Here is a 26,332-nt window from a genome sequence, read left to right as displayed (position 1 = left end):
TAAATGGATAAAACTATTTTTGAATCTTTTGAGGATTACTTAGAGGGAGCAGACTATCCCAAGGGAAAAAAGAAAATCATGCAAGCAGCAGTTGATCTCATATCAACAAAGGGCTACAATGGAACTTCCACTCTGCAAATTGCGGAGTATGCCGGACTCAGTCAGGCGACTCTGTTCAAGTATTTTAAAACTAAGGAAGACCTTTTAACAGCTATTTTGCATCCTGTCCTTCCTAGTCTGTTTGGAAGTTTTTTAGACCAGCTGTTGATTTTACAGACAACCGAGGAAAAAATTCACTATTTAGTCCATGATCGAATGGCTTACCTCAAAACAAATCAAGCCTTGTTGAAAATAATTTTGCAGGAGATGTTATCAAATAATAAATTGAAGCAAGAACAGACACTAATTTGGAATCTTCTTCAGGATAAAATTATAGAGCTTCGTGCTCAATTAGCGACCGATGCACGCGTCAATCCAGAAATCTCAATTGATCAAATGATTCGGATCTTTACAGGTCCTTTAATAGCTTACTTTGCTCAATTGTATATCATTGGGGACAATGGCGAAATAAGGGAAGAAGACTTAGATTTGTTAGAAAAACAGATCTTAGGTGGCTTGTGGAGATGATGCTTGCATTGTATTAATGAAGTTTAAGATTTATCTTTGAGGAATATTTTTATTAATCTATTCTTTCTCTTAAATAGTAGAACTTTTCTCATTTTTCGATTTTCTCTTGTATTACTTCTGGATTTTATTTATAATCATTATAAATAAAAAGAAAGAGAAAATTAAAATAGTGGAAGAACATAAAATTGATACGAACTTTAGTGGGCGGCTGAATATATTGCGGGCAGGGGTTTTAGGAGCCAATGATGGTATTATTTCCATAGCAGGTGTGGTTATTGGGGTAGCTAGTGCGACGGTCGATGTCTGGATTATCTTTCTGTCTGGTTTGGCGGCAGTCTTTGCGGGCGCCTTTTCTATGGCTGGCGGAGAGTATGTATCAGTTTCTACTCAAAAGGATACAGAAGAAGCTGCTGTTGCCAGAGAGCGGGAGCTTTTAGAGAAAAATCCGGATATCGCTAGGCAGTCTCTCTATGCTGCTTATGTTCAAAATGGCGAGTGTGAGACTTCTGCCCAGCTCATGACTAACCGGGCTTTTCTCCAAGATCCGTTGGAGGCTTTGGTACAGGAAAAATATGGAATCGAGATTGAGGAGTTCACTAATCCTTGGCATGCTGCCGTATCAAGCTTTTTAGCCTTTGCTGTTGGTGCACTTTTTCCTATGATTACGATTATCCTGCTTCCTGCCAGCGTCCGTATCTGGGCAACCGTTCTAATCGTGGCCTTGGCCCTTTTGGGAACAGGTTACACCAGCGCTAGATTGGGCAAAGCACCGCTCAAAAATGCCATGATTCGCAACCTCGTGATCGGCCTTTTAACCATGGCGGTCACCTATGTAGTAGGGCAGGCTTTTGCAATTTAGTAATGAGAAGAGTTAAAGTCAGTAGTTTTACTGGCTTTTTGAGTTGTCAAACTTAGAGAAAAATCCAGCTTTAACTATTGTCTGAATGAGTTCAGAACCCTTTTCTCATTCTCTAATTCTAAAGTTCGAGAGAAAGAAGTGCGTGGCACTTCTTTTTTGTGAAAATTTTCTTTATATCAAGAAAACTTTTGGAAAATATGATATAATAGTTGCGTATAAAATATGAAAAGGAGTTTTTGTAACATGGCAAAACTTACTGTTAAAGACGTTGATTTGAAAGGTAAAAAAGTCCTCGTTCGTGTAGACTTTAACGTACCATTGAAAGACGGAGTGATTACAAATGACAACCGTATCACTGCAGCTCTTCCAACTATTAAATACATCATCGAGCAAGGCGGTCGCGCAATTCTCTTCTCTCACCTTGGACGTGTCAAAGAAGAAGCAGACAAAGAAGGTAAATCTCTTGCGCCAGTAGCTGCAGACTTGGCTGCTAAATTGGGTCAGGACGTTGTTTTCCCAGGTGTCACTCGTGGTGCTGAATTGGAAGCAGCTATCAATGCTCTTGAAGATGGACAAGTTCTTTTGGTTGAAAACACTCGTTTCGAAGATGTTGACGGCAAGAAAGAATCTAAAAATGATCCAGAACTTGGTAAATACTGGGCATCTCTTGGAGATGGTATTTTCGTAAATGATGCATTTGGTACAGCTCACCGTGCACACGCATCAAATGTTGGTATCTCAGCAAACGTTGAAAAAGCTGTTGCTGGCTTCCTTCTTGAAAACGAAATTGCCTATATCCAAGAAGCGGTTGAAACTCCAGAACGTCCATTCGTAGCTATTCTTGGTGGTTCAAAAGTTTCTGACAAGATCGGTGTTATCGAAAACTTGCTTGAAAAAGCTGATAAAGTCCTTATCGGTGGTGGTATGACTTACACATTCTACAAAGCACAAGGTATCGAAATCGGTAACTCACTTGTAGAAGAAGACAAATTGGATGTTGCGAAAGCTCTTCTTGAAAAAGCAAATGGCAAATTGGTTCTCCCTGTTGACTCAAAAGAAGCAAATGCTTTTGCGGACTACACTGAAGTGAAAGACACTGAAGGTGAAGCAGTGGATCCAGGCTTCCTTGGTTTGGATATCGGTCCTAAATCTATCGCTAAATTTGATGAAGCTTTGACTGGCGCGAAAACTGTTGTCTGGAATGGCCCTATGGGTGTCTTTGAAAACCCAGACTTCCAAGCTGGTACAATCGGTGTTATGGACGCTATCGTGAAACAACCAGGCGTGAAATCAATCATCGGTGGTGGTGACTCAGCTGCCGCAGCCATCAACCTTGGCCGTGCAGACAAGTTCTCATGGATTTCTACTGGTGGTGGTGCATCAATGGAACTCCTTGAAGGTAAAGTATTGCCAGGACTTGCAGCATTGACTGAAAAATAAGCAGCAAGTTTAGAATTTTTAATCTTGTAGAGAACAAGTACAAAACTGTAATAAGGAAAGACTAGCAAAAGCTGGTCTTTTTCTTGTATTCTCATTGTTTATTTGAAGGAAGAGAGAGCAAAGAAGAATAAAAATAGACAATATGTAGATGCATGTCTAAATTTGTTTCGAGGTAAATAAAAGGAGCAAAAAATGCTTGCAAAACGAGGCAAAACTTGTTAGGATTAAGATACATATTTATTCTGATGCTTAAAGAGGATCAAAATGAGAAAGAAACTTCCGATTGGAGGTTTCCATTACTTTTTGATGTTCTGAGGGCATGGGAAAACTGCTGACTGTAAAAGTTAGCAGAGGGAGGAGAAAAATGAAAAAAGAAGTTTATGGTTTTAGGAAAAACAAGGCTGTTAAAACTTTATGCGGTGCTGTTCTAGGTGCGGCTTTTTTAACGTCAACGATGCAAGCAAGAGCAGATGAAGTAGTATCTGATACCAATGGTCCTATCAATACTGAAATAGTGGGCACTGGAAATGCAGCGACCAATCTGCCTCAAGCTCAAGGACCAGCCAGTCAGGCATCTAAAGAGAGTCAGGCGCGAGCAGGTCAGGCAGATGGCGGTGTGACAGTGACTGTTCCAACAGCTGGTTTAGATGAAAGCGCCAAAAAAGCTCAAGAAGCTGGGCTGACAGTGGTCAAAGATCCAGCTGTTGACAAAGGAGTAGCTCAGACTGATCAAGACACAGCAGACAAAAAAGCGGAGATTGCAGCAGATTATCAAGCACAAGTAACCGAGATTGATGCCAAGGTCAAGGAGTATAAAGAAAAGGTATCAGCCTACGAGGCTGAAGTAGTTCGGATTACAGCAGAAAACAAAGCGACAGCGGAACAATATGCTAAAGATTTGGCTGCCCATCAAGCAGAAGTAGCTCGGATCACAGCAGAAAATGCTCAGCTGAAAGCAGATTATGAAGCTGCCCTTAGTAAATACAAAACGGATTTAGCAGCGGTTCAAAAGACGAATGCGGATAACGCGGCGGCTTACCAAGCGGCAAAAGCGGCCTATGATGCAGAGTTGGCCCGTGTCCAAAAACTGAACGCAGAAACAAAGGCTAATTATGATGCGGCTCTGGCGGCTTATGCAAGTGAGCTTGATCGTGTTCAGAAGGCGAATGCGGCGGCTAAGGCACGGTATGAAAAAGCTTTAGCGGATACTCAAGCTGCAAATTCTAAGATTGCTGCTGATAATGAAGCTATTAAACAGCGGAATGCGGCTGCAAAAGCGTCCTACGAGGCAGCACTTGCCCAATATCAAACAGATTTAGCTACTGTCCGAAAGACGAATGCTGATAATGAAGCGGCATATCAAGCTGCTCAGGCGAATTATCAGGCAGAATTGGCCCGTATCAAAAAGGAAAATCAAGATAAAAAAGATCAATATGAAGCAGATTTAGCAGCTTATGAAGCTAAAAAGACTCAAATTGAAGCTGAAAATGCCGCAGCTCAAAAAGAATATGAGCAAAAGCTAGCAGAGAATCAAGCTAAGAATGCCACTATAGCAGCTGAAAATGAAGAAATCAAGAAGCGTAATGCTCAAGCCCAAGCAAATTATCAAGCTCAGTTGGCCCAGTATAATGCTGATTTGGCTGTCTATAACACAAAATTAGCCAAGTATCAGCAAGATAAGGCTAAATATGATGCTGAACAGGCCAAGATTAAGGATGGTCTGGCTCTCGCAGAAACAAAGAAGGCTGAAGACGGTCATTTGAGCCGTCCAATTGCGCAAAGCCTGGTTTTCAAATCAGAACCTAATGCTGAACTGTCACTGACTACAACTGGTGAGTTTGTCAGCTATGCTGGCATGGAAGCCGCTGTGAAGAATACTGCAGAGTTTTCTAAGAAACTCTTCCAGTTGGACAACTTCAAAGTAACAGATATTCAAAATGCTAACTATCAGACCAATCAGCAGGAAAGCTTTGGTACGGTTGGTAAGTATGCAGACTATAGTTCTAACGTAACAAGTGGTAAAGGGCCAACTGAATGGTCTTCTGTCTTGTTGCGTCGTGGTGAGTCTGCTACAGCAACCTATACAAATCTCCAGGGGACTTATTATCGAGGGAAAAAAGTTTCTAAAATTGTCTATACTTATACCCTTGATCCAAGCTCTCAATTCCGCAATGATAAGGCCTGGTTAGGTATTTTTAAAGACCCGACCATGGGAGTTTTTGCTTCAGCTTATACAGGAAATTTTGAAGATGCAACCTCTCTCTTTGTGAAGACGGAATTTGTCTTTTATGATGATAAAGGCCAACCTATTAATTTTGATCAGGCTTTGATGTCCGTGGCTTCCCTCAACCGTGAAGCTAATTCTATCGAAATGGCCAAAGATTATACCGGAACTTTCAACAAGATTTCGGGTTCATCTATTGGTGAAAAGAACGGTCAAATCTATGCGACCGAGTCTGAAAACTTCCGAGAAGGAGAGGGCGGTTCTCGTTTTACAATGTATACACGCCGCGGTGTGCCTGGCTGGGATACTACAGATGCTCCGAATTCATGGTATGGAGCAGGAGCGGTAGAAATTTCTGGTACGACCAACAGCATGACGATTGGAACAATTTCGTCTTCTGAAGTGTTAGGCCAGCCAGCAGCAACTGATCCACGTAGGGCTGACAAACTAGCTCCTAAGAAACCAAATATTTGGTTTGCGATTAATGGTGATATCCGAGCGACTGATCTGCCAATCATCACAGTAGAAGAACCGGAAGCGCCCGTAGCTCCTACAGCTCCTGCAGTGCCAAGTGAAGAAGCGCTTAAGCCTTTGGATCCAGCTCCAACTGCACCAACACCGAAGGCTCTTCCAACACCTCCGGCAGCACCGACTTATGAAAAAGAACCGACGCCACCGACGCGTACACCGGATACCCCAGAGCCTAGTAAGCCTTCTGAGCCAAGCTATGAAGTAGAAAAAGCTGTCCGGCCAGAAGTGGTAGAACCGACCTATGAAAAGGAGCCAACACCTCCGGCAGTACCGACTTATGAGAAGGAGCCGGAAGCGCCAACTCCTACACCGGATACCCCAGAGCCTAACAAGCCGGTGGAACCAACTTATAGCCCGCTGCCAACCTCCCCAGCAGAGCCTGTTTATCAAAAAGAGCCAGCAGCGCCTGTAGCTCCGACTGTGCACTATCATTATCATCTCTTGCAATCTCAACCGCAGATTAATAAAGAGATTCAAAATGACCAAGGCACTAATATTGATAAGACTCTGGTGGCTAAGCAGTCCGTCGTTCAGTTTGCCTTAAAGACAGAAGCTCTTCCAGCCGGACGCAGTGAAACGACTTCCTTTGTCATTGCTGATCCGTTGCCAAGTGGTTATGAAGTTGACTTAGAAGCAACAAAAGCTGCTAGTGCAGGTTTTGACGTCAGCTATGATAAGGCTGGTCACACAGTGACATTTAAAGCAACTGCAGCAATGCTAGCTACTTATAACGCTGATAGGACCAAAGAAGTTGCTACGCTCTTTCCAACGGTAGTCGGCCGAGTACTCAATGATGGCGCAACTTATACTAATAATTTCACCCTGACAGTCAATGATGCCTATGGTGTCCGCTCAAACGTAGTACGCGTGACCACGCCAGGCAAGCCTGATGATTCAGACAATCCTAGCAATAATTACATCAAGCCAACCAAGGTCAATAAAAACAAGGCAGGCTTGGTGATTGATGGTAAGGAAGTCTTGGCTGGTTCGACCAATTACTACGAGCTGACTTGGGATTTGGATCAGTATAAGGGTGACAAGTCATCTAAGAGCACGATTCAAAAAGGTTTCTACTATGTAGATGACTATCCGGAAGAAGCACTTGAACTTCGTCCGGAATTAGTCAAGCTAGTAGATGCAGATGGCAAGGCTGTGGCAGGTGTGACAGTGACCCACTACGAGAGCCTTGAAAAAGCCCCTGCAGCAGTTCGAGAGCTCCTTCAAAAGGCGAATATCACTGTTAAAGGTTCTTTCCAACTCTTTGCAGCAGACGATGCCCAAGCCTTTTATGACCAATATGTCGTAACAGGTAAGTCTTTGACCATAACAAGCCCTATGGCAGTCAAAGAAGGAATGGGCCGCACAGGCGGTAAATTCGAGAACCGGGCTTATCAAATTGACTTTGGAAATGGTTATGCGACAGACGTAGTCGTGAACAATGTTCCTAAAATCAGTCCTGAAAAAGATATTACATTGAGTCTTGATCCAGCAAGTGCAGAAAACTTGGATGGCAAGGAACTGACTTTGGGACGGCACTTTAACTACCGTCTCATCGGCGGCTTGATCCCTGCTAACCACTCTGAAGGTTTGACAGACTATAGCTTTGTGGATGATTATGACCAACGAGGAGATGAGTACACGGGTGCTTACAAAACCTTTGCCAAAGTGGACATCACGCTCAAAGATGGTAAGGTGATAAAGGCTGGTACAGATTTGACTGAGTATACAGCTGCGAATGTTGATCTTGAGAAAGGCTTGATTTCTATTCGTTTCAAGGAAGAATTCTTAGAGACTATTTCTCTGGATTCAGCTTTTCAGGCTGAAACCTATCTACAGATGAAGCGGATTGCTGCGGGTAGTTTTGAAAATACCTACATTAATACTGTCAATCATGTAGTCTATGCTTCAAATACAGTTACAACAGTCACTCCTAAGGCACAGCATCTGCTTGTTTCAGATGTAAACGATCCAAGAAGAGCCAATCCAACTCCAGTGGCTAAAAAGATTCCTGTTTCTCTTCTGCCAGAAACGGGAGCAAAAGATACAGTCTATCTGCCATATCTAGGTTTAGCAGCCATTATTGGTGCTTTAGGTCTAGGAAAATTGAGACGTAGAGAAGACTGATAATAGATGAGGCTAGGGAATCAATCTCTAGCCTTTTTATCTTTAAAAAAACTGTTAAACCTCATGTAGCAAAAGTCTAAATCATTTGTAACATGACAAAAATATAACTCTAAAAAAACTGACATGTAAATATTGTATGATTTTTTTATCATCAAATTTTACGGAGAAACACAGTTATGAAAAAAGCATTTGCTAAAGCGACTCTTGGTTTAACTTCTACAGCTTTTTTGGCGACAATCGGCGCACAAGTTGTCAATGCAGATTCTTACGTTGTCCAGCAAGGGGACTCTTTTTTTGCCATTGCTAGCGCTAATGGGATGAATCCTTACGAACTTGCTGCTAATAATGGAAAATCAATTTTTGATACAATTAATCCAGGGGATGTGTTGCAAGTAAATGGCACTGCTTTGGCTCAGACATACAATCCTTACAGCGCTCCAGCTTATGAAGCGACAAGTGATGCTGCTTTGGTATCTGATACAGAAGATGTTGTCTTAAATACACCAACTGATTATGGCAATTCTTACCCAATCGGCCAATGTACCTGGGGTGTGAAAGAAATGGCTCCTTGGGCAAGCAACTGGTGGGGCAATGCTAATACTTGGGCAATCAATGCTGGTGCTCAGGGTTATGCAACAGGAAATGTCCCAGTAGCCGGCGCTATTGCAGTTTGGGATGGTGGCGAATACGGACATGTTGCTTATGTGACAGATGTGCAAAGCGACAGCTCAATTCAAGTTCTAGAAGCGAACTACAATCGCCAAAAGCAGATCAACAACTATCGTGGCTACTTTAACCCGAATGAATTTATGGGTGGAGTTACCTACATTTATCCAAACTAAAGAAAATAAAATGCGGCTGGGACAGATAATGTCTCAGCTTTTAAATAGTCGATAGCTCTTGATGCGGTAGCTGATAGGGCTTTTTCTTTGTGTGGGAAAAGTCCTGAGCAGAAAGAGTTTTTTTGAGACGAAATATGTTAAAATGAAGAGAGGGAGGATTTCCTGGAAGGAGACTAATGAGTTATTTCAATAAGTACAAGTTTGATAAATCGAAATTTCGTCTGGGCATGCGTACCTTTAAAACCGGTCTGGCTGTCTTCATCATTCTACTGCTCTTTGGCCTTTTTGGTTGGAAAGGGCTGCAAATCGGTGCTTTGACGGCAGTCTTTAGTCTTCGTGAGGATTTTGATAAGAGTGTCCACTTCGGGACATCACGAATCTTGGGAAACAGCATTGGTGGTTTTTACGCTCTGCTCTTTTTCATTGCTAATAGTGTCTTTAAGGAGCAGTATTGGGTCACCCTCCTTTTGGTGCCGGTCTGTACCATGCTGACAATCATGACCAATGTTGCCATGAACAACAAGGCCGGAGTCATTGGCGGAGTATCTGCCATGCTGATTATTACCCTGTCTATTCGGCCGGAAGATACCATCTTGTATGTCTTTGCCAGAATCTTTGAAACCTTTATGGGAGTCTTTGTTGCAATTCTGGTAAATTCTGATATAGATCGGCTGCGAACCATCTTTGAAAAGAAAAAATAAAATCCGTGTAAGAAAATCTGACATTATTTCTTGACATAAGATTTATTTCGTCCTATAATAGTGCGTAGAGAGGAATTTGAATGAAGGAAAAAGAGTTTCGCCGAAACATGGCAGTCTTTCCCATCGGCAGTGTTATGAAACTGACGGACCTATCTGCCCGTCAGATCCGTTATTATGAAGATCAGAATCTGATTACTCCTGCTCGGAATGAGGGCAATCGTCGGATGTATTCTTTGAATGATATGGATCGTCTTTTAGAAATTAAAGATTATATTTCGGAAGGTTATAATATCGCTGCAATTAAGAGGAAATATGCTGAGCGTGAAGCCAAGTCCCACAAGACCATTAGTGAAAAAGATGTCCGCCGTGCTTTGCATCATGACATCTTGCAGCAAGGCCGTTTTGCTTCTTCTCTGCCAACCTTTGGTCAGATGCGTCGACCATAGTTATTTTGTTTGAATTACAAGGAGAAATTTAATGTCTATTACAGCAGCTGATATCCGTCGCGAAGTAAAAGAGAAAAATGTTACCTTTATTCGTCTTATGTTCTCTGATATTTTAGGAACTATGAAGAATGTGGAAATTCCTGCCACGGATGAACAGCTTGACAAAGTCTTATCCAATAAAGCCATGTTTGATGGTTCTTCCATTGAAGGTTTTGTCCGTATCAATGAATCAGATATGTATCTTTATCCTGATCTGGATACTTGGACAGTCTTTCCCTGGGGAGATGAAAACGGCAGTGTAGCGGGCCTGATTTGTGATGTTTATACGACGGATCATGTACCGTTTCTAGGGGATCCTCGCAGCAACCTCAAGCGTGCCCTCAAGCATATGGAAGAGCTGGGATTCAAGTCCTTTAACCTAGGACCAGAGCCAGAATTTTTCCTCTTTAAGCTGGATGAAAATGGCGATCCGACGCTGGAAGTAAATGATAAGGGTGGCTATTTTGACTTGGCGCCGACTGACTTGGCAGACAATACTCGTCGCGAAATCGTCAATGTCCTGACGAAGATGGGTTTTGAAGTAGAAGCTAGCCACCATGAGGTAGCAGTCGGCCAGCACGAGATTGACTTTAAGTATGACGAAGTGCTTCGTGCTTGTGATAAGATTCAGATTTTCAAGCTGGTTGTCAAGACCATTGCTCGTAAGCATGGTCTGTATGCAACCTTTATGGCTAAGCCTAAGTTTGGTATTGCGGGATCTGGTATGCACTGTAACATGTCCCTCTTTGATCAAGATGGCAATAATGCCTTCTTCGATCCAGAAGATCCAAAAGGTATGCAGCTGTCAGAAACAGCCTACCATTTCTTGGGTGGTTTGATTAACCATGCCTATAACTACACAGCTATCATGAACCCAACGGTTAACTCATACAAACGTCTGGTTCCTGGCTATGAAGCGCCAGTATATATCGCTTGGGCAGGACGCAATCGTTCACCGTTGGTGCGCGTGCCGGCTTCTCGTGGTATGGGTACTCGCTTGGAGTTGCGCTCCGTTGACCCGATGGCCAATCCATATATTGCTATGGCTGTTCTCTTGGAAGTTGGACTGCACGGTGTCGAAAATAAAATCGAAGCTCCAGCACCAATCGAAGAGAATATCTATATCATGACTCCAGAGGAGCGTAAGGAAGCAGGAATTACAGACTTGCCATCAACTCTTCACAATGCCTTGAAGGCCTTGACAGAAGACGAAGTTGTGAAAGCAGCACTTGGCGAGCATATCTATACTAGCTTCTTAGAAGCTAAGCGTATCGAGTGGGCTAGCTATGCAACCTTTGTCTCTCAATGGGAAGTGGATAATTATTTAGATTTATACTAAACTTAGAGCAGGAGGATTGGCATATCCCCTGCTTTTTCGTGGAGGAGGAAAAAGATGGAAAAATTTCATGATTTTATAAAGCGTGTTTTTGATGAGCAATATGAAACTAATTTTGGTTCAGGTATGCTTGAAAAACTTGAACCTCAAGATTATTATTTAAGGCGGGAGGAGGGTGGCCGGTTGATTGCCTTGCTCCATGCCCAACAGGTGCTGGAAAACATTCATATCAAGGCTTTGGTGGTGGGTAAAGAACATCAGAAAAAAGGTTTGGGAGCCAGTCTGCTGGCAGAATTAGAAGAAAAGGCTGCAGAAACTGGAGTAACTAGCATAACCTTGTCCACTAAATCTTATCAGGCCAAGGATTTTTACATCAAGCAAGGCTATGAAATCTACGCCAGTCTATCAGATGTCCCACAAAAGGGCATTACCAAATATCATTTTATCAAGCGATTGAGCTGAGCTATTCTCAAGTAGATGGAAGTCAATTTGGCTTCTGTTTTTTAATATTCATTTGCATACATTCAGTATGTATGTTAAAATAAAGTTTAAGAAAAGGAGAACAAATGATTACCAGTTTATACCCCGTTTTAATGAGCGAAGATGTCCATCAAGTGGCACAATTTTTCATTGACCATTTCCAATTTCAGGAATCTTTCCGTTCAGATTGGTATATTAGTTTAAAGAATATCGAGAGTGGTTTTGAGCTTGCTTTTATTGATAGCAAGCATGGGACAGTGCCACAAGCCTACCAGTCTAAGGCGAGTGGCCTAATCATCAATATCGAAGTTGACAATGTGGATTGTTTTTATGAAGAATTGCGTCAGCAAGAAGAAATGGAGTTCCTTCTTCCCATTAAGAGTGAAGATTTTGGTCAGCGCCATTTCATTGTGGAAGCGCCGGGTTCTGTTTTGGTTGATGTAATTCAAGTCATTCCACCTAACGCTGAGTTTGCAGCAAATTATTTGGAGAGTGAAGATGAATAAAAAACAGCAGGCTTCCTTAGAGACAAGCAAGAAAATATTAGCTATCGCCCGGAAACATTTTTCTTTAAAGGGTTTTTCAGAAACTTCCTTGGAAGAAATTGTAGATGAGTTGGGAATGACAAGAGGTGCACTTTATCACCATTTCGGGAATAAGAAGACTTTATTTACCGCCGTACTGGCACAAATTCAGTCCGAACTGGGATCTTATGTAGAAAAAAACGCCCTGGAAGCACACGATTCTTGGGAGCAGTTGGTGGAAGGCTGTGTTGCTTTTGTTCGTTTTGCGACCTTGACTAAAAATAAACGTATTCTCCTGCTTGATGGTCCCAATGTCATTGAGTGGAAAGAGTGGCGTCGTCAGGACGAGGCTAATTCTTTCTTTCATTTGAGAGAGCAATTAGACATTTTATCTAAAGAAGGAAGACTTATCTCTATTGATTTGGATATGGCAGCTCATATGATTTCAGGCGCCTTGAATGAGTTGTCTCTTTTTCTAGCTGAGAAAGAGGGAGAAGCAGAAGTCAGAGAAGCAGTGAGAAGTCTGTTAAGGGGATTTAAAAATCATGGCGAAAAAGGTTAAAGATTATTATGATTTGGTTTATGCGGAGGACTTGAGCCGTCGCTTGCAAGAAGTCACAGATAAATTTGATGCTCAGCATTTTATGTATCTAGTTGAAAGCGAATTAGAGGCTTTGGAATTTACTCAGCGTCAAGAGTTGCTGGCAAAGAGTATCAAAGAATGCTTGCCGCTTTCCTATGCTGATTCTCTGAAGGTTTTTGAGCAGATACTTGGTCCGGAGTTAGAGGGCGGCTTGGGGATGTTCTCAGAAGGGTACTGGTTGTGGCCGATTGGCAAATACGTAGAACTTTACGGAAGTCAGGAATTCGAGCTGAGTGCAGCCTTCAGTAAGGAATTAACCAAGCGATTTACTGGAGAATTTTCCATGCGACCCTTGCTGGCTAATTATCCTAAAGCTACGATGGAGTTACTGCTAGAGTGGAGCCGAGATGAGAATATGCGCGTCCGCAGATTAGCCAGCGAGTGTATGCGTATCCGACTGCCCTGGGCTAAGAAGCAGACTGTGGTCTTAGATTATTTTGATGAATTTACCGCTATTTTAAGGAATCTAAAGGATGATGCGGATAAATCAATCCAAAAAAGTGTCGCTAATAATCTGAATGATTTATATAAAGAAGATCCTGAAAAGTTTGAGAGGGTGATTGGGACTTGGCAAGAGGAAAAGCTGAGTCCGAGTTGCGCTTGGATTATCAAGCATGCTTCGCGAACAAAAAATAAAGCAGAAAATAAGCCTTGCTAAATCTAGCAAAGCTTATTTTTTAGTTGTCTTCGTCTGGTGTAAGCACCATCGGAATGATAATAGGTTCGCGCTCAGTGCTTTCGTAGAGGAAAGGACGCAAGGCGTTGACGATAGCGCCGCTGACAGATTGGACGCTGGCGTCTTTATTCTTGAGTGCAATGCGAATGGCATTGAAGAGGATACGCTGGCTTTGGCGAATGAGGTCACCTGATTCGCGCATGTAGATAAAGCCGCGGCTGAGAATATCTGGACCGGCTAAGATCATCTTGGACTCAAAGTCAACTGTTGCGACAGCCAGAACCACACCGTCCTCTGACAGGTCTTTACGGTCGCGCAGGACTGCAGCTCCGATTTCACCAATGCGGTTCCCATCAACATAAATATCCTGAGCGTTGAAGCTGCCGGCAATACGAGCTGAGTCAGCTGTCAGAGCCAGCACATCACCATTGCTCATGATGAAGATATTGTCTTTTGGTACTCCAGTATCAACGGCTAGACCTGCATGGACTTTCTGCATACGGTATTCACCATGGACTGGCATGAAATATTTAGGCTTGATCAAGCGAAGCATGAGTTTCTGCTCTTGCTGGCCACCGTGTCCAGAGGTGTGGATGTTGTTAATCTTACCGTGAATCACTTCTACACCAGCCTCGGAAATGATGTTAATCAGCTTGTTAACGCTGGTCGTATTGCCAGGGATAGGACTAGATGAGAAGATGACTGTATCTCCAGGCTGCAGCTGAACCTGACGGTGAGTACCATTGGCAATCCGAGATAGGGCTGCCATCGGCTCACCCTGACTTCCAGTACACATAATCAGCACTTCGCCAGCTGGATAGTCCTTGAGTTCATTTGGCTCGATGAAGGTATCTTTAGGAACCTTGATATAGCCCAGCTCAATCCCGTTGACAATAGCCTTTTCCATGGATCGGCCAAAGACCGCAATCTTACGACCGGTCTTAACGGCAGCATCGGCTGCCTGCTGGAGCCGGAAGATATTTGAAGCAAAAGAGGCGAAAATAATCCGTCCGTGGATGCCTTCAATAATCTTCATAATAGACTGTCCAACCACTTTTTCGGAATTGGTAAAGGTCGGCACTTCAGCATTGGTCGAGTCAGATAGGAGACAGAGAACGCCTTCCTCACCCAGAGCAGCCATACGGTGCAAGTCTGCCGGCTCACCGACTGGTGTAAAGTCAAACTTGAAGTCACCAGTACAGACAATCTTACCCTGCGGCGTATGGATGACAATTCCCAAAGGCTCTGGAATAGAGTGGGTTGTCCGGAAGAAAGTAGCTTTCAGATGCTTGAACTGCAGTTCTGTGTTTTGATTGATTTCATAGAGCTTGGCATCGCGCAAAAGTCCATGTTCTTCTAGCTTGCCGCGAATGAGGGCCAAGGCCAAAGGACCGGCATAGATAGGAACATTGGCTTGCTTGAGCAGGAAAGGAATACCGCCGATATGGTCCTCGTGCCCGTGGGTGATGAGGACAGCTTTTACGCGGTCAATATTTTCCACGATATAAGAGTAGTCGGGAATGACATAGTCAATTCCTAGCAGGTCGTCTTCTGGGAATTTGATACCGGCATCCACGATGATGATTTCATTTTGGTATTCAATCCCGTAGGTGTTTTTACCGATTTCGCCTAACCCACCAATCGCAAAAACGCCAACTTCTTTGGGTTTTAAGGTATATGCCATGGGTTAGAACTCCGTCAATTCAAAAGTGCCTGACTCTTTTTCGTATTCGAGGTGTTTGTCAGACAAGAGCTCGATAAATTCAATATTGTAAGGGGTATTTTCTTCGATGAGCTTACGAGCTTGAATGCGGCCTTCCAATTCATTAGCCGCTTCAATCTCTAAATAAAGGGCAAGTGTCTTTTCACGGCGCGGGCTGCGCTCTTTTGTTTCCTGATAAAAAACTTTGTAAATCATAAGATTCCTTTCTGTGATAAGGTCTAAAAAATAAAAGAAGGCAGGCGTTAGCGCATTTCTTCACATGATAAATTAAAAATGATAAATGGAAAGTGAGCGATTGCTGTGACTTCTGATAGGGCTTACTCAAATGAAGAGGCTAAAATGCTGTTTTAGCCTTGTATCTTATGGAAAAGTAAGAGTAATGAAATTGACCTGATGTTTAATTATTATTGTAATTATACCATATAATGAGCTTAGGAAGCAAGTCGGGACGGTGAATTTCAGAGACGGTTTTTCAGCCAAAGCGGCTTGACAAAAAGAAAAATCAAGCGATGAACATTTGGTCACTTGATTTTGAGGGCTGCTTATTTGGCGAAATAGCCGTGCTTGCGGTACCAATCTACCACGTCAGCTAAGCTTTCTTCGAGAGGGCGATGCTGTCCGCCTAGCTCGCTCTCGGTTTTGGCAAAGCTAAAATTACTTTTGAGATATTCTTCGGCCATGAGATGAGCGAGCTCATTGGTAACCAAAATTGGTTTTTTGGTGAGCCGGTGGTAGAGCTCACTTGCTTGGGCATAGATTTTGACGAAAAGAGGGGAGATCTTGCGCTTGGGGGCGGGAACGCCAGTGATTTTTTCCAGTATTTGGTACAATTCTGTCATGGTCACTTGCCGTCCAACTGCCAGATAGCGCTCCTTTGAGCGTCCGTATTTCATGGCGCGGAGATGAATATCTGCTACATCTCTAGCATCCACCATATTATAGCTAGCCTTTAAGATACCTGGAAGTTTTTGCTCTACAAAATTGATAATCAGCTGCCCACTGGAGGTCGGACCAAGGTCTCTAGGACCCAACATTACACTCGGCAAGATAAAGCAACCGAAAACATCTGAATGCTTGTCCAAGAAATCACGAACGGCCTCTTCACTCAAAATCTTGCTGCGATAGTAATCAAAAGGAGTATCTTTTGAGCGAGACATGCTTTCATCGATTAGCTGATTGGCCTCACCTTCCAGTACGACACAGGAGGAAGTATGGACAAATTGGCGGATACCAGCCTCGTAAGCAGCTTCTAGGAGGTTATTTGTGCCTATAATATTAGTGTCGTAGAGCTCCTGCCAGTGCTTGCCGCCTTTATAATTATCGCGGAAAAAAGCAGCGGTATGAAAGAGGCTGTCGCAGCCTGCTAGATAGTCACGATAGCTTTCGGGCTCTAAAATATCCCCCTTGACAATCTGGATAGGCAGGTCGGCAAATTGTTTGCGCGCTTTTTCCTCGGAGCGAACGAGAGCGGTCACTTGAATGTTTTCTTTTAGCAGAGCACGCACGAGATTATTTCCTAAAAGACCGGTCGCACCAGTCACAAAAGCGTGGGTCATTGTTCTAGCTGGTTTTTGATTTGTAGGGTTTGGGGTCATCCGTTTTTCCTCCTTTTGCAAATAGATGATATATCATCTATTTAAGATTTTATATTTTTTAACTAAAATTGTCAACAATTTACCTAATCTAGTGTAAAATAGTATAGAAGTGATTTTTGAAAGGAGAGCAGCGTGGTAGCAGAAGGAATTCGATTTGGCTATTTGTTTAGAAGTGCAGAGAGCTTAGCGACGAGAGAATATGGGAAGTTGCTAGAGCCTTTGGGAATTACGCCCAATCAAAGCGAGGTCTTGCTCGTTTTGGGCGAACATGCTCCGCTGTCTCTCAAGGGCTTGGGGGAATCCCTGATTTGTGAGGAAAAAAGCCCTAGTCGCTTGGTGCAGGCTTTGATTAAAAAAGGCTTGGTCAAGAAGGAAATTTCTAGCAAGGACAAGCGCAGTTCTCGCTTGAGCTTGACTGCTGCTGGAGCGGATTTGCTGCCCAAGATTGCTGAGCAAGAAGCGATTTTTGGAAAATACTTGGCGCAGCAAGTGCCTAATTTGGAGGCTTTTAGCCAGATTTTAGAGGAATTTTTGGTAGATAGTTTCTACGAAGACAAATTAAAACGCCGCTCACTTTGGCGGCAAGAGGAAAAATAGAGGATAAGCATGAAGATTGCAGCTTTTGATACGTCAAGTAAGGCGCTGACGCTCGCGATTTTAGAGGACGAGACCTTGCTGGCGCAGATGACTTTAAATATAAAGAAAAACCACAGCATTACCCTGATGCCGGCTATTGATTTTCTGATGAATAGTCTGGACATGAAGCCGACGGATTTGGATCGTATCGTAGTTGCTCAGGGTCCGGGCAGCTACACAGGTCTGCGAATGGCGGTGGCGACAGCCAAGACTCTGGCTCATACCCTCAAGATTGAGCTGGTCGGTGTGTCTAGTTTGCTGGCTTTAGTCCCAGAGCAGGTGGAAGGTTTGGTCATTCCTGTCATGGATGCCCGCCGCAATAATGTCTATGCTGGCTTTTATCAGTCTGGTCAGTCTGTACGGCCGGAGGCTCATCTGCCATTGGCAGAGGTTTTGGAAATGGCTGGCGCTGCTAACCAATCAGTCACCTTTGTCGGAGAAACGACAGCTTTTACGGAGCAGATTGAAGCGGCTCTTCCTCAGGCTGCCATTCAGCCGACCTTACCAGATGCGGCAGCTATTGGTCGTTTCGGTTTAGACCTGCCAGCTCAGTCCATTCATGACTTTGTTCCTAACTATCTCAAGCGGGTAGAAGCCGAGGAAAATTGGCTCAAGACCCACCAGGAATCCAGTAATTCTTACATTCAGCGCCTATGATTAAGTTGAGAAAATGGAGCGACAGCTCGGATGTGGACGTGGCAGTTCTAGCAGAAGAGCTGGAACAGCTCTTACTTGCAGTCTATGCGGTCAGCCCTTGGACTGTGGGTCAATTGGAAGAGGTCCTGCTCTCGAATGTGAATAGATGTGCGCTAGCAGAAGATGGGAGTCAGCTTGTCGGCTTTTTAGTCTGGCAGGATACAGACTTTGAAGCAGAAGTTCTGCAGATTGCTGTATTGCCTAACTATCAGGGGCAGAAAATCGCGACAGCCTTGTTTGACTTTTTGCCTGCCGACAAGGAAATATTCCTCGAAGTGAGAGAGTCGAACAGGCCAGCTCTGCTATTTTACAAAAAAGAAAAATTTGAAGAAATCGCGCGGCGGAAGGCCTATTACTATGCGCCAGTGGAAGATGCGATTGTCATGAAAAGAGAGATCCATGAAAGATAGATATATTTTAGCTTTTGAGACGTCTTGTGACGAGACCAGTGTGGCAGTTCTGAAGAATGAGACTGAGCTTTTGAGCAATGTCATTGCCAGCCAGATTGAGAGCCACAAGCGTTTTGGCGGAGTGGTACCAGAAGTGGCCAGCCGTCACCATGTAGAGGTCATTACGGTTTGCATTGAGGAGGCTTTGGCAGAAGCAGGGATTAGTGAGGAGCAAGTCACAGCGGTGGCTGTCACCTACGGTCCTGGTCTGGTTGGGGCACTTTTGGTCGGCTTGGCAGCGGCCAAGTCTTTTGCCTGGGCTCACGATATTCCCTTGATTCCAGTCAATCATATGGCTGGGCACCTGATGGCAGCCCAGAGCGTGGAGCCTTTGGAGTTTCCCTTGCTGGCTCTCTTGGTCAGTGGCGGTCATACTGAGCTGGTCTATGTCAGTCAGGCTGGTGACTATAAGATTGTGGGGGAAACTCGCGATGATGCGGTCGGTGAAGCCTATGATAAGGTCGGTCGAGTCATGGGCCTGACCTATCCAGCAGGCCGGGAGATTGATCAGCTGGCTCATGAGGGACAGGATATTTATGATTTTCCGCGGGCCATGATTAAGGAAGACAATCTGGAATTTTCTTTTTCCGGTCTCAAGTCGGCCTTTATCAACCTGCACCACAATGCCCAGCAAAAAGGAGAGGTCTTATCTAATCAAGACTTGTCAGCAAGCTTTCAGGCGGCGGTCATGGATATTCTCATGGCCAAGACTAAGAAAGCGCTGGAAAAATATCCAGTCAAGACTCTGGTCGTGGCGGGCGGTGTTGCGGCCAATCAAGGACTGAGAGAACTCTTGGCAGCTGAGATTCAGGATGTTAAGGTGATTATTCCACCGCTTCGCCTCTGCGGTGACAATGCTGGTATGATTGCCTATGCCAGTGTCAGTGAGTGGAACAAGGAGAATTTTGCCAGTTTGGACCTGAATGCAAAACCTAGCCTAGCATTTGAAACCATGGAGTAAAGGAGAAGAATGCGCGGACAGACATTTAAACAAGGGGCACAAGCTGCAGTGCCAACGGCTCTGGGCTATATTGGGATTGGCCTAGCCTGCGGCATCATGGCGGCGCCTTATATGAATCCCTTGGAGATGGGGCTGATGAGTGTTCTGGTTTATGCTGGCAGTGCCCAGTTTGCCATGATTGGTTTATTTGCCCAGCAGGCGCCGGTTTTAGCCATCGCACTGACCGTTTTTCTTATTAATATCCGGAATCTTCTGCTCGGCTTACATGCATCAACTCTTTTTCGTAAGTCTAGCTTGACTCAGAATATTGTCATTGGCTCTTTTTTGACGGATGAATCTTATGGAGTCTTGATGGGAGAGCGGGCACATACAGAGGAAATCGCTGCTCGTTGGATGATGGGCAATAATTTTATGGGTTATACTTCTTGGATTTTGGGTACTATTTTAGGAACTGCCCTCGGCGCCCTTCTGCCCAATCCTGAGAGCTTTGGCCTAGACTTTGCCCTAGTCGCCATGTTTATTGGTATCTTCTCCTCTCAATTTACAATCATGCTGCGACGGGTCAAGATAAAGAAGCTCTTTTTAGTTCTGGGGGTGGTTGGCATTGCCTACTTAGTCCTAACTATGCTACTTCAAAATTCGCTGGCGGTGCTTTTTGCAACCTTGCTAGGCTGTACGGTGGGGGTGATCTTGGATGATAAGTAAGTATATTTTGCTGGCCATTCTTTTGTCAGCCCTGGTCACTTGGATTCCGCGGATTTTGCCCTTTATCCTAGTCAAGTACAAGGGGCTTCCGCTCATGGTAGAGCGTTTTCTCAAATATCTGCCAGTTTCCATTATCTTTGCCCTTATCCTGTCTAGTGTCACCAATGCTAAAACAGGTCAGCTGCCGAGTTTTAAATGGCTGGATTTGATAGCCGTTTTTCCGACTAGCTATGTAGCTTTTAAGTATAAGAACTTAATTGCAACTGTTGTATTTGGCGTAGTCTTGGTGGCCTTGCTGCGCTATCTGGCTGGATTTCTTGGGCTGTAAAGAGATACAAGACAGATTGAATCGGTCGATTCGGTCTGTTTTTTTGCTGAATTCTAAGAATTATCTGAAAATATAATATTTTATGCTATAATGGAAGCAATAAAAATCATGGAGGTTCGGAAATGGCAGAAGCAGGTCATAAATTTTTAGCAAAATTAGGAAAGAAACGCCTTCGTCCCGGTGGCAAGCTGGCAACGGACTGGCTGATTGAGCAGGGGCATTTTTCCAGCGATAAGAAAGTTCTAGAGGTTGCCTGCAATATGGGGACCACAACAATCGAGCTAGCTAAAAAATATGGCTGCCAAATTACTGCAGTTGATTTGGATAAGGCTGCGCTGGCTCAGGCTAAGCTTAATGGAGACAAGGCTGGTGTGAGTGAACTCGTCACATTTGAGCAGGCTAATGCTATGAAGCTGCCTTATGATGACAATTCTTTTGATATTGTTATCAATGAAGCCATGCTGACCATGCAGACGGAGAAGGGAAAAGCCAAATGTATGGATGAGTACTACCGGGTGCTGAAGCCAGGCGGAGTGCTCCTCACCCACGACGTCATGCTCAAACAAAGAGATGAGAATGTCCGGGAAGAGCTATCTCGTGCGATTAATGTCAATGTGGGGCCTCTGACAGAAGGTTCTTGGATTCAGCTAGCGCGCTCTCATGCTTTTGACCGTGTAGACACCTTTATCGGCGAAATGACCTTGATGAGCCTTCGAGGGATGATATATGACGAAGGACTGGGCGGCACACTGAAAATCTGCTTCAATGCCCTTAAGAAAGAAAACTACAGTCAATTTATGAAGATGTTTAAGATGTTTCAAAAAAATCAGGAAAAACTGGGCTTTATTGCTATGGTTTCTCGTAAATAACTGCTAGCCGCTTTGGAAACTCTAAAGCGGTTTTAAAAAATTTCTAAAAAAGCTTGACTCTGACCTTTGGTCAGGGCTTATACTATAGTGGTAAGGAGGTCTATCATGTACCATATCAAAGAAGCTGCGCAACTTTCGGGAGTCTCTGTCAAAACCCTGCATCATTACGACAAAATCGGACTTTTAGTACCCGCCAAATCAGAAAATGGCTATCGGACATACAGCCAAGATGATTTAGAGAGGTTGCAAGTCATCCTTTACTATAAGTATCTGGGTTTTTCTTTGGAGAAAATAGCAGAGCTGCTGAGTCAGGACGAACAGGCCTTATTGCCGCATCTGGTTAGGCAGTTAGAGTATTTGCAGCAGGAAAGAGACCGCTTGGATATCTTGATTTCCACCTTACAAAAAACCATCCAAGAAGAAAAAGGAGAAAGAAAAATGACAATGAAAGAAAAATTCGCAGGCTTTACCTACGAAGACAATCACAAATATCATCAAGAAGCTGTCGAAGAATACGGTCAAGAAGTTATGGCGGAAGCTCTGGCTCGTCAAAATGGACGGGAAGAAGAATCTGTCGCAGCCTTCAATCAAGTTTTTCAAAGTCTGGCAGAGAATATGCAGCAAGGCTTGTCAGTTGACGCAGCAGAAAATCAAGAACAGGCAGCGCGTCTCTTACAAGCCATTCGCACTTACGGCTTTGACTGCTCACTGCAAGTCTTTGCTTACATCGGTCAGGGCTATGTCCACAATCCAGAATTCAAGAAGAATATCGATCAATTCGGACTAGGAACTGCCCAGTACACAGCAGATGTGATTGCTTCTTATGTACGGACAAATGCGAAATAAAAACTGGTGAGAAAGTTCTGCACTGATCCCAAAAGTTAGATTTTTCTGTCTAACTTTTTGAGGTCAGTACAATGTTCTTCAACCAGTTTTTTCAATTACTTTAAAATATTTTCCCAATCACTCATAATGCAAGCTCCCTGCCACCCAGCCGGTGCAGAGGGCAGATGTGATGTTGAAGCCGCCCGTGTGGGCATTGATGTCTAGGACCTCTCCAGCAAAGTGGAGACCGGGAACCAGTTTGCTTTCCAGAGTTTTGGGATTGATTTCCTTGAGGCTGACGCCACCCTTGGTTACAAAGGACTTGGCCAGGGACATTTTGCCAGTGACAGGGATGGGCAGTTCTTTGATTTGTTTGATGAGAGCCTCTTTTTCACTGAGATTGAGTTGTTTGACTTTCTCGGGGAAGGGCTGGGCCAAAAAGTCTGCCATTCGCTCGGGCAGGAGGATTTTCAGGCAGTTCTTCAGGGATTTTTCCCGATGTTCTTCTAAAAAATCCGCCAGAGCCTGCTGACTCATCTGTGGCAAAAGGTCCAGATAGATATTTTCGCCGCCTTTGACAAAGCTAGACAAGCGCAGGGCTGCCGGACCTGATAGGCCAAAGTGGGTAAAGAGCAGGTCGTGGGTGATGATATGCTTTCCGTAGCTCAGGGTCACATCGTCCAGAGAAATCCCCTGAAGCGCTTTGTGAGGAAAATCAGTCATAAGAGGACTTTCAGCAGCCTCTAGGTCGGTTACTGTATGCTTGAAGTGTCGGGCAATATCGTGGCCAAATCCTGTTGAGCCAGTTGAAGGATAGGATTTGCCACCAGTCGTCACAATTAATTTCTGGCAGGTCCAAGTCTGGTCGCTGGCTCTGACAGTAAAAAGGCTATCGGATTTTTTGACGGAGACAATTTCGGTATTGGTGATAACAGTACCACCCAGCTCTGCAATTTTCTTTTCCAAAGCTTCGATAATGGTGCGGGACTTGTCTGTCGCTGGGAAAACTCGGCCGTGGTCTTCGACCTTGAGTTTGACGCCGTTCTCTGTAAAGAAGTTGATGATATCATGGTTGTCAAACTGAGAAAAGACGCTGTAAAGAAAGCGTCCGTTGCCTGGAATGCCGGCCATGAGGTCATCTAGGTTTCCGTTGTTGGTCACATTGCAGCGGCCACCACCCGTTCCGGCTAGTTTCTTGCCCAGTCGTTTATTTTTCTCAAGGAGCAGGGTCTTCTGTCCGTAGAAAGAACTGGAAATGGCAGCCATCATGCCAGCCGGTCCTCCTCCGATGATGATTGTGTCGAAATGGTTCATGTATCTTTTTCCTTTCGTGGAGAGGGGGTGTTCGTTATCAGTCGGAGATCTTGCACTTCCTAGCTGAGTATCCTTTTTGCAGCCTTACCGCTCCTCTTGGAAGAATGAAACTAGAAATCTCGAGGTTTCTACATTCAATCTTTTTTATTTTTCTTACTAAACTAATCTGTCTCATTGTATCATAAAAAAGGGCTAAAAAGATAGGAGTCAGGCTCAAAAAATCTTGTGAAATTTGACAGTTAAGGCTTGATATGATAAGATTTAGGTATCTACAAACTAGAAAAAGTTTTTGAGGAAATTATGGCAATTGAAAAGACAGTCAGCGAGTTAGCCGAGATTCTTGGAGTTAGCCGCCAGGCGATTAACAATCGTGTCAAGGCACTGCCGCCAGAAGATACGGAAAAGAATGAAAAAGGAGTCACGGTGGTGACCCGCAGCGGCTTGATTAAGCTGGAAGAGATTTATAAGAAAACTATTTTTGAAGATGAACCTGTTAGCGAAGATGTGAAGCAACGCGAGCTGATGGAAATCTTGGTGGACGAAAAAAATGCTGAGATTGTGCGTCTCTATGAACAGCTTAAAGCCAAGGATAGCCAGCTGGCTAAGAAAGATGAGCAGTTGCGCATCAAGGATGTTCAGATTGCTGAAAAGGACAAGCAACTGGACCAGCAGCAGCAGCTGACAGCTAAGGCTATGAATGAGCGTGAAACCTTGCTGTTGGAATTAGATGAAGCCAAGGAAAAGGTGCAGGAGCAAGAAAGCAAGGGCTTCTGGGCACGTTTATTTGGAAAATAAAAATAAGGTTGGGACATCTGTCTCAACCTTGTTTTAAATAAGAATCGCTTTTTAGCAAGTTTTGTATTGTTTACAACATAAAGGAAGAAAATGAAATCACAAAGACTAGGTCTTTTACGTCTCTATCGTAATCTTGATAAAATTTTGTTGCTCTTTTTCACAGTCTTTATGCTCATGGAGCTGGCTTGGGTGCCTTTCAACTCCTTTGCAGCAGAGACTCTGCTCAAGCAGACAGGCTACCTCTTCTTATCTTATACGAATGCCCTGAAAGTTCTGACTTCAAATGTCTGGGTTGGCTTAGCCTTTCTAGCGCTTTTTGCGGCCAATCTCTTTGTCGCTTATTTTCAGATTGGACTGATATTTATGGGGCTCCGCAATCTTTTAGATGAGGAAGAGCGAAGCGCTTTTCAGTTTATCAAGAAAAGTTTCAAAGACAGTGGCTCGCTGATTCGCTACGCCCGACCCAGCAAGGTCCTCTTTATTGCACTGTATATGGGCTTTATCTTTCCCTTTCTGCGGCAAATTCTTAAAATCTACTACTTGAATAAAATTCTGATTCCAGAATTTATCGTGACCTATCTCAAGACGGCCTTATGGATGAAATTATCAATCTATGCTTTAGGTTTTCTGCTTTTTTTGATAGCTGTCCGCCTAATGTTTGCCCTGCCCAAGCTCTTTTTTGAGCATTTCCGCCTACGAGATGCGATTAGGTATAGTTTGGATAAGACCAAGGGGCACTTGATTCGCTATACTTGGCAGCTCTTTTGGATATTGGCCAAGAGCTTTCTCTTCTTTCTTTTAAGCAGCATTCCGATTTTAGTGTTGCAGCAGTATGCGGATGGCCAGTCCAATCAGATAGCCTTGACAGCAGCGGTTGTCAATTACTGCCTCATCAAGCTGGCTTATTACTTTATGGTAGCCTACTTTCTGATTAAGTTTGTGGCTTTTCTGACAGACAGTAAGCTGTCTGAATACCGCTACAGAAAAGGCCTGCCTCTAATGCGCTGGTTTATCCTTTTGGTCACTAGCTCTGTCTTTGCCCTTGAAGGCTTTGCCTATCTCAATCTGCCCTTGGAAAACGTCCCTCTGACCATCTCGCATCGTGGAGTTTCGCAGGGAAATGGTGTCCAGAATACAGTTGAGTCGCTTGAGAAGACAGCTCTGCTCAAGCCAGACTATATCGAAATGGATGTTCAGGAGACCAAGGATGGCCAGTTTGTCATGATGCACGATGCCAATCTAGAAGCTTTGGCCGGCATCGATGCTAGACCGCAAGAGCTGACTCTGCAAGAGCTGACGGCTTTAGATATTTCAGAAAATGGACACACTGCCAAAATTTCAAGCTTTGATGCTTATCTCAAACGAGCCAATCAAATGGGCCAGAGACTCTTGATAGAAATCAAGACCAGCAGCTTGGACTCAGACGATATGATGGATCGTTTCCTGAGCCAATACGGAGCCAATATCAAAGTTTATGGCCATCAGATTCAGTCTTTGGACTATCAGGTTATTGACAAGACAGTCCAGTATGATGAGAGTATACCGACCTTCTTTATCCTGCCCTACAATACTATTTTCCCAAGAACACAGGCTTCCGGCTATACGATGGAGTACTCGACCCTCGATGAAAACTTTGTCGATAAGCTATGGACGACAGATAAGCAGCTCTACGACTGGACCATCAATGATGCAGACAGCATTGGCAAATCCTTCCGTCTGGGCGTTGACGGGATGATTACCGATGATTTAGAGCTGGTGCAGAGCTCTATCAAGGAACTGCAGAATAATCCTGACTATTCCCTACTTTTGATGAGTAAGGCAGCGGATTTGCTTAATTTTGTGTAGTAGGCTAGTGAGGAAACGACTATAAATCAAAAAGACTGAGATTCTTCAGTCTTTTTTGCTGGTTCGAGTATCTCTTGATTTATGTTTAGTCAAGAGGTA

At 44.0% G+C, this 26,332-nt stretch carries 26 protein-coding genes; 22 read left to right on the top strand and 4 right to left on the bottom strand.

The genetic code is table 11. The annotated features are described in order from the left end of the window. Window positions 1-3: 3 nt before the first annotated feature. The 12 genes from O3627_RS05810 (at window position 4) to O3627_RS05755 (ending at window position 13,474) form a co-directional block, all read left to right on the top strand. Complete coding sequence (locus tag O3627_RS05810; RefSeq protein ID WP_125382102.1) at window positions 4-627, top strand: TetR/AcrR family transcriptional regulator; 624 nt, start codon at window positions 4-6, stop codon at window positions 625-627. Window positions 628-796: 169 nt separating this feature from the next. Then, window positions 797-1,486 (top strand): VIT family protein, encoded by a 690-nt coding sequence (locus tag O3627_RS05805; protein WP_125382101.1) that lies wholly within the window; start codon window positions 797-799, stop codon window positions 1,484-1,486. Between the two features lie 243 nt (window positions 1,487-1,729). Beyond that, window positions 1,730-2,926, top strand: a complete 1,197-nt coding sequence (gene pgk, locus O3627_RS05800) for a phosphoglycerate kinase (RefSeq protein ID WP_002926909.1) — start codon at window positions 1,730-1,732, stop codon at window positions 2,924-2,926. A gap of 319 nt (window positions 2,927-3,245) precedes the next feature. Beyond that, window positions 3,246-7,805: an antigen I/II family LPXTG-anchored adhesin gene (locus tag O3627_RS05795; protein WP_371621312.1), complete on the top strand. Its 4,560-nt coding sequence runs from the start codon at window positions 3,246-3,248 to the stop codon at window positions 7,803-7,805. 176 nt (window positions 7,806-7,981) lie between these two features. Then, window positions 7,982-8,647 carry a CHAP domain-containing protein gene (locus O3627_RS05790; protein ID WP_002918187.1) on the top strand — a complete coding sequence of 222 codons (666 nt, stop codon included), beginning with the start codon at window positions 7,982-7,984 and terminating at the stop codon, window positions 8,645-8,647. Between the two features lie 176 nt (window positions 8,648-8,823). Next, complete coding sequence (locus tag O3627_RS05785; RefSeq protein WP_002896642.1) at window positions 8,824-9,348, top strand: aromatic acid exporter family protein; 525 nt, start codon at window positions 8,824-8,826, stop codon at window positions 9,346-9,348. 80 nt (window positions 9,349-9,428) lie between these two features. Then, window positions 9,429-9,794, top strand: a complete 366-nt coding sequence (locus O3627_RS05780; RefSeq protein ID WP_002898467.1) for a MerR family transcriptional regulator — start codon at window positions 9,429-9,431, stop codon at window positions 9,792-9,794. A gap of 31 nt (window positions 9,795-9,825) precedes the next feature. Continuing rightward, on the top strand, window positions 9,826-11,172 hold the full coding sequence (gene glnA, locus O3627_RS05775; protein WP_002896640.1) for a type I glutamate--ammonia ligase: 1,347 nt from the start codon (window positions 9,826-9,828) through the stop codon (window positions 11,170-11,172). Between the two features lie 54 nt (window positions 11,173-11,226). Further along, window positions 11,227-11,631 (top strand): GNAT family N-acetyltransferase, encoded by a 405-nt coding sequence (locus O3627_RS05770; RefSeq protein WP_002918186.1) that lies wholly within the window; start codon window positions 11,227-11,229, stop codon window positions 11,629-11,631. Between the two features lie 104 nt (window positions 11,632-11,735). After that, window positions 11,736-12,155, top strand: coding sequence for a VOC family protein (locus O3627_RS05765; protein WP_314580823.1), 420 nt, complete (start codon window positions 11,736-11,738; stop codon window positions 12,153-12,155). Next, window positions 12,148-12,735 carry a TetR/AcrR family transcriptional regulator gene (locus O3627_RS05760; RefSeq protein ID WP_343092057.1) on the top strand — a complete coding sequence of 196 codons (588 nt, stop codon included), beginning with the start codon at window positions 12,148-12,150 and terminating at the stop codon, window positions 12,733-12,735. Before O3627_RS05765 ends, O3627_RS05760 begins: the two co-directional genes overlap by 8 nt. Continuing rightward, the gene (locus tag O3627_RS05755) at window positions 12,719-13,474 is read left to right on the top strand and encodes a DNA alkylation repair protein (protein ID WP_343092056.1); all 756 of its coding nucleotides are present in this window, start codon (window positions 12,719-12,721) and stop codon (window positions 13,472-13,474) included. The genes O3627_RS05760 and O3627_RS05755 overlap by 17 nt, the downstream gene beginning before the upstream one ends. Before the next feature lie 19 nt (window positions 13,475-13,493). On the opposite strand, the gene rnjA is transcribed toward O3627_RS05755, so the two are convergent. The 3 genes from rnjA to O3627_RS05740 all read right to left on the bottom strand — a co-directional run bounded on the left by rnjA (window position 13,494) and on the right by O3627_RS05740 (window position 16,810). After that, a complete protein-coding gene (gene rnjA / locus O3627_RS05750) occupies window positions 13,494-15,176 on the bottom strand; it encodes a ribonuclease J1 (protein ID WP_002898451.1) in 1,683 nt (560 codons plus the stop codon). Window positions 15,177-15,179: 3 nt separating this feature from the next. Continuing rightward, window positions 15,180-15,410: a DNA-dependent RNA polymerase subunit epsilon gene (locus O3627_RS05745; RefSeq protein ID WP_227969987.1), complete on the bottom strand. Its 231-nt coding sequence runs from the start codon at window positions 15,408-15,410 to the stop codon at window positions 15,180-15,182. Window positions 15,411-15,757: 347 nt separating this feature from the next. Next, entirely contained in the window at window positions 15,758-16,810 is a 1,053-nt protein-coding gene (locus tag O3627_RS05740; RefSeq protein ID WP_002903702.1) for an SDR family oxidoreductase, read from the bottom strand. A gap of 132 nt (window positions 16,811-16,942) precedes the next feature. Between O3627_RS05740 and O3627_RS05735 the strand changes: the two genes are divergently transcribed. From O3627_RS05735 to O3627_RS05700, 8 genes are all read left to right on the top strand, one after another. Further along, complete coding sequence (locus tag O3627_RS05735) at window positions 16,943-17,407, top strand: winged helix DNA-binding protein (RefSeq protein ID WP_209551048.1); 465 nt, start codon at window positions 16,943-16,945, stop codon at window positions 17,405-17,407. A 9-nt stretch (window positions 17,408-17,416) separates the two neighbouring features. Continuing rightward, window positions 17,417-18,103 (top strand): tRNA (adenosine(37)-N6)-threonylcarbamoyltransferase complex dimerization subunit type 1 TsaB, encoded by a 687-nt coding sequence (gene tsaB, locus O3627_RS05730; protein ID WP_343092055.1) that lies wholly within the window; start codon window positions 17,417-17,419, stop codon window positions 18,101-18,103. Then, the gene (gene rimI / locus O3627_RS05725; protein WP_343092054.1) at window positions 18,100-18,552 is read left to right on the top strand and encodes a ribosomal protein S18-alanine N-acetyltransferase; all 453 of its coding nucleotides are present in this window, start codon (window positions 18,100-18,102) and stop codon (window positions 18,550-18,552) included. Before tsaB ends, rimI begins: the two co-directional genes overlap by 4 nt. Next, complete coding sequence (gene tsaD / locus O3627_RS05720; protein WP_101771810.1) at window positions 18,542-19,552, top strand: tRNA (adenosine(37)-N6)-threonylcarbamoyltransferase complex transferase subunit TsaD; 1,011 nt, start codon at window positions 18,542-18,544, stop codon at window positions 19,550-19,552. The genes rimI and tsaD overlap by 11 nt, the downstream gene beginning before the upstream one ends. 9 nt (window positions 19,553-19,561) lie before the next feature. Beyond that, window positions 19,562-20,257 carry an AzlC family ABC transporter permease gene (locus O3627_RS05715; RefSeq protein ID WP_002910718.1) on the top strand — a complete coding sequence of 232 codons (696 nt, stop codon included), beginning with the start codon at window positions 19,562-19,564 and terminating at the stop codon, window positions 20,255-20,257. Continuing rightward, complete coding sequence (locus O3627_RS05710) at window positions 20,247-20,585, top strand: AzlD domain-containing protein (protein WP_125382096.1); 339 nt, start codon at window positions 20,247-20,249, stop codon at window positions 20,583-20,585. Before O3627_RS05715 ends, O3627_RS05710 begins: the two co-directional genes overlap by 11 nt. A 122-nt stretch (window positions 20,586-20,707) precedes the next feature. Then, on the top strand, window positions 20,708-21,454 hold the full coding sequence (locus O3627_RS05705; RefSeq protein WP_343092053.1) for a class I SAM-dependent methyltransferase: 747 nt from the start codon (window positions 20,708-20,710) through the stop codon (window positions 21,452-21,454). Between the two features lie 105 nt (window positions 21,455-21,559). Then, window positions 21,560-22,300 carry a MerR family transcriptional regulator gene (locus tag O3627_RS05700; RefSeq protein ID WP_268701053.1) on the top strand — a complete coding sequence of 247 codons (741 nt, stop codon included), beginning with the start codon at window positions 21,560-21,562 and terminating at the stop codon, window positions 22,298-22,300. 117 nt (window positions 22,301-22,417) lie between these two features. On the opposite strand, the gene O3627_RS05695 is transcribed toward O3627_RS05700, so the two are convergent. After that, window positions 22,418-23,593, bottom strand: coding sequence for an NAD(P)/FAD-dependent oxidoreductase (locus O3627_RS05695; protein WP_343092052.1), 1,176 nt, complete (start codon window positions 23,591-23,593; stop codon window positions 22,418-22,420). Between the two features lie 300 nt (window positions 23,594-23,893). Here O3627_RS05695 and O3627_RS05690 point away from each other — a divergent pair, with 300 nt between their 5' ends. Together O3627_RS05690 and O3627_RS05685 are read left to right on the top strand one after the other, a co-directional pair. After that, window positions 23,894-24,388, top strand: a complete 495-nt coding sequence (locus tag O3627_RS05690; RefSeq protein ID WP_002896624.1) for a DUF536 domain-containing protein — start codon at window positions 23,894-23,896, stop codon at window positions 24,386-24,388. 90 nt (window positions 24,389-24,478) lie between these two features. Then, window positions 24,479-26,233 (top strand): glycerophosphodiester phosphodiesterase, encoded by a 1,755-nt coding sequence (locus O3627_RS05685; protein ID WP_343092051.1) that lies wholly within the window; start codon window positions 24,479-24,481, stop codon window positions 26,231-26,233. Window positions 26,234-26,332: the final 99 nt, after the last annotated feature.

The organism is Streptococcus sp. 27098_8_82 (genome assembly GCF_041431615.1).
GTDB classification, from domain to species: Bacteria; Bacillota; Bacilli; order Lactobacillales; family Streptococcaceae; genus Streptococcus; species Streptococcus sanguinis_K.
The sequence above is the reverse complement of the archived record's forward strand: the minus strand, read 5'-3'. Positions and strand labels throughout refer to the sequence as shown.

What these genes read in the sequence shown, in the direction of transcription:
- O3627_RS05810 (WP_125382102.1), top strand. Translation starts at nt 4, where the DNA reads ATGGATAAAACTATTTTTGAATCTTTTGAGGATTACTTAGAGGGAGCA.
- pgk (WP_002926909.1), top strand. Translation starts at nt 1,730, where the DNA reads ATGGCAAAACTTACTGTTAAAGACGTTGATTTGAAAGGTAAAAAAGTC.
- O3627_RS05795 (WP_371621312.1), top strand. Translation starts at nt 3,246, where the DNA reads ATGGGAAAACTGCTGACTGTAAAAGTTAGCAGAGGGAGGAGAAAAATG.
- O3627_RS05790 (WP_002918187.1), top strand. Translation starts at nt 7,982, where the DNA reads ATGAAAAAAGCATTTGCTAAAGCGACTCTTGGTTTAACTTCTACAGCT.
- O3627_RS05785 (WP_002896642.1), top strand. Translation starts at nt 8,824, where the DNA reads ATGAGTTATTTCAATAAGTACAAGTTTGATAAATCGAAATTTCGTCTG.
- O3627_RS05780 (WP_002898467.1), top strand. Translation starts at nt 9,429, where the DNA reads ATGAAGGAAAAAGAGTTTCGCCGAAACATGGCAGTCTTTCCCATCGGC.
- glnA (WP_002896640.1), top strand. Translation starts at nt 9,826, where the DNA reads ATGTCTATTACAGCAGCTGATATCCGTCGCGAAGTAAAAGAGAAAAAT.
- O3627_RS05770 (WP_002918186.1), top strand. Translation starts at nt 11,227, where the DNA reads ATGGAAAAATTTCATGATTTTATAAAGCGTGTTTTTGATGAGCAATAT.
- O3627_RS05765 (WP_314580823.1), top strand. Translation starts at nt 11,736, where the DNA reads ATGATTACCAGTTTATACCCCGTTTTAATGAGCGAAGATGTCCATCAA.
- O3627_RS05760 (WP_343092057.1), top strand. Translation starts at nt 12,148, where the DNA reads ATGAATAAAAAACAGCAGGCTTCCTTAGAGACAAGCAAGAAAATATTA.
- O3627_RS05755 (WP_343092056.1), top strand. Translation starts at nt 12,719, where the DNA reads ATGGCGAAAAAGGTTAAAGATTATTATGATTTGGTTTATGCGGAGGAC.
- rnjA (WP_002898451.1), bottom strand. Translation starts at nt 15,176, where the DNA reads ATGGCATATACCTTAAAACCCAAAGAAGTTGGCGTTTTTGCGATTGGT.
- O3627_RS05745 (WP_227969987.1), bottom strand. Translation starts at nt 15,410, where the DNA reads ATGATTTACAAAGTTTTTTATCAGGAAACAAAAGAGCGCAGCCCGCGC.
- O3627_RS05740 (WP_002903702.1), bottom strand. Translation starts at nt 16,810, where the DNA reads ATGACCCCAAACCCTACAAATCAAAAACCAGCTAGAACAATGACCCAC.
- tsaB (WP_343092055.1), top strand. Translation starts at nt 17,417, where the DNA reads ATGAAGATTGCAGCTTTTGATACGTCAAGTAAGGCGCTGACGCTCGCG.
- rimI (WP_343092054.1), top strand. Translation starts at nt 18,100, where the DNA reads ATGATTAAGTTGAGAAAATGGAGCGACAGCTCGGATGTGGACGTGGCA.
- tsaD (WP_101771810.1), top strand. Translation starts at nt 18,542, where the DNA reads ATGAAAGATAGATATATTTTAGCTTTTGAGACGTCTTGTGACGAGACC.
- O3627_RS05715 (WP_002910718.1), top strand. Translation starts at nt 19,562, where the DNA reads ATGCGCGGACAGACATTTAAACAAGGGGCACAAGCTGCAGTGCCAACG.
- O3627_RS05710 (WP_125382096.1), top strand. Translation starts at nt 20,247, where the DNA reads ATGATAAGTAAGTATATTTTGCTGGCCATTCTTTTGTCAGCCCTGGTC.
- O3627_RS05705 (WP_343092053.1), top strand. Translation starts at nt 20,708, where the DNA reads ATGGCAGAAGCAGGTCATAAATTTTTAGCAAAATTAGGAAAGAAACGC.
- O3627_RS05700 (WP_268701053.1), top strand. Translation starts at nt 21,560, where the DNA reads ATGTACCATATCAAAGAAGCTGCGCAACTTTCGGGAGTCTCTGTCAAA.
- O3627_RS05695 (WP_343092052.1), bottom strand. Translation starts at nt 23,593, where the DNA reads ATGAACCATTTCGACACAATCATCATCGGAGGAGGACCGGCTGGCATG.
- O3627_RS05690 (WP_002896624.1), top strand. Translation starts at nt 23,894, where the DNA reads ATGGCAATTGAAAAGACAGTCAGCGAGTTAGCCGAGATTCTTGGAGTT.
- O3627_RS05685 (WP_343092051.1), top strand. Translation starts at nt 24,479, where the DNA reads ATGAAATCACAAAGACTAGGTCTTTTACGTCTCTATCGTAATCTTGAT.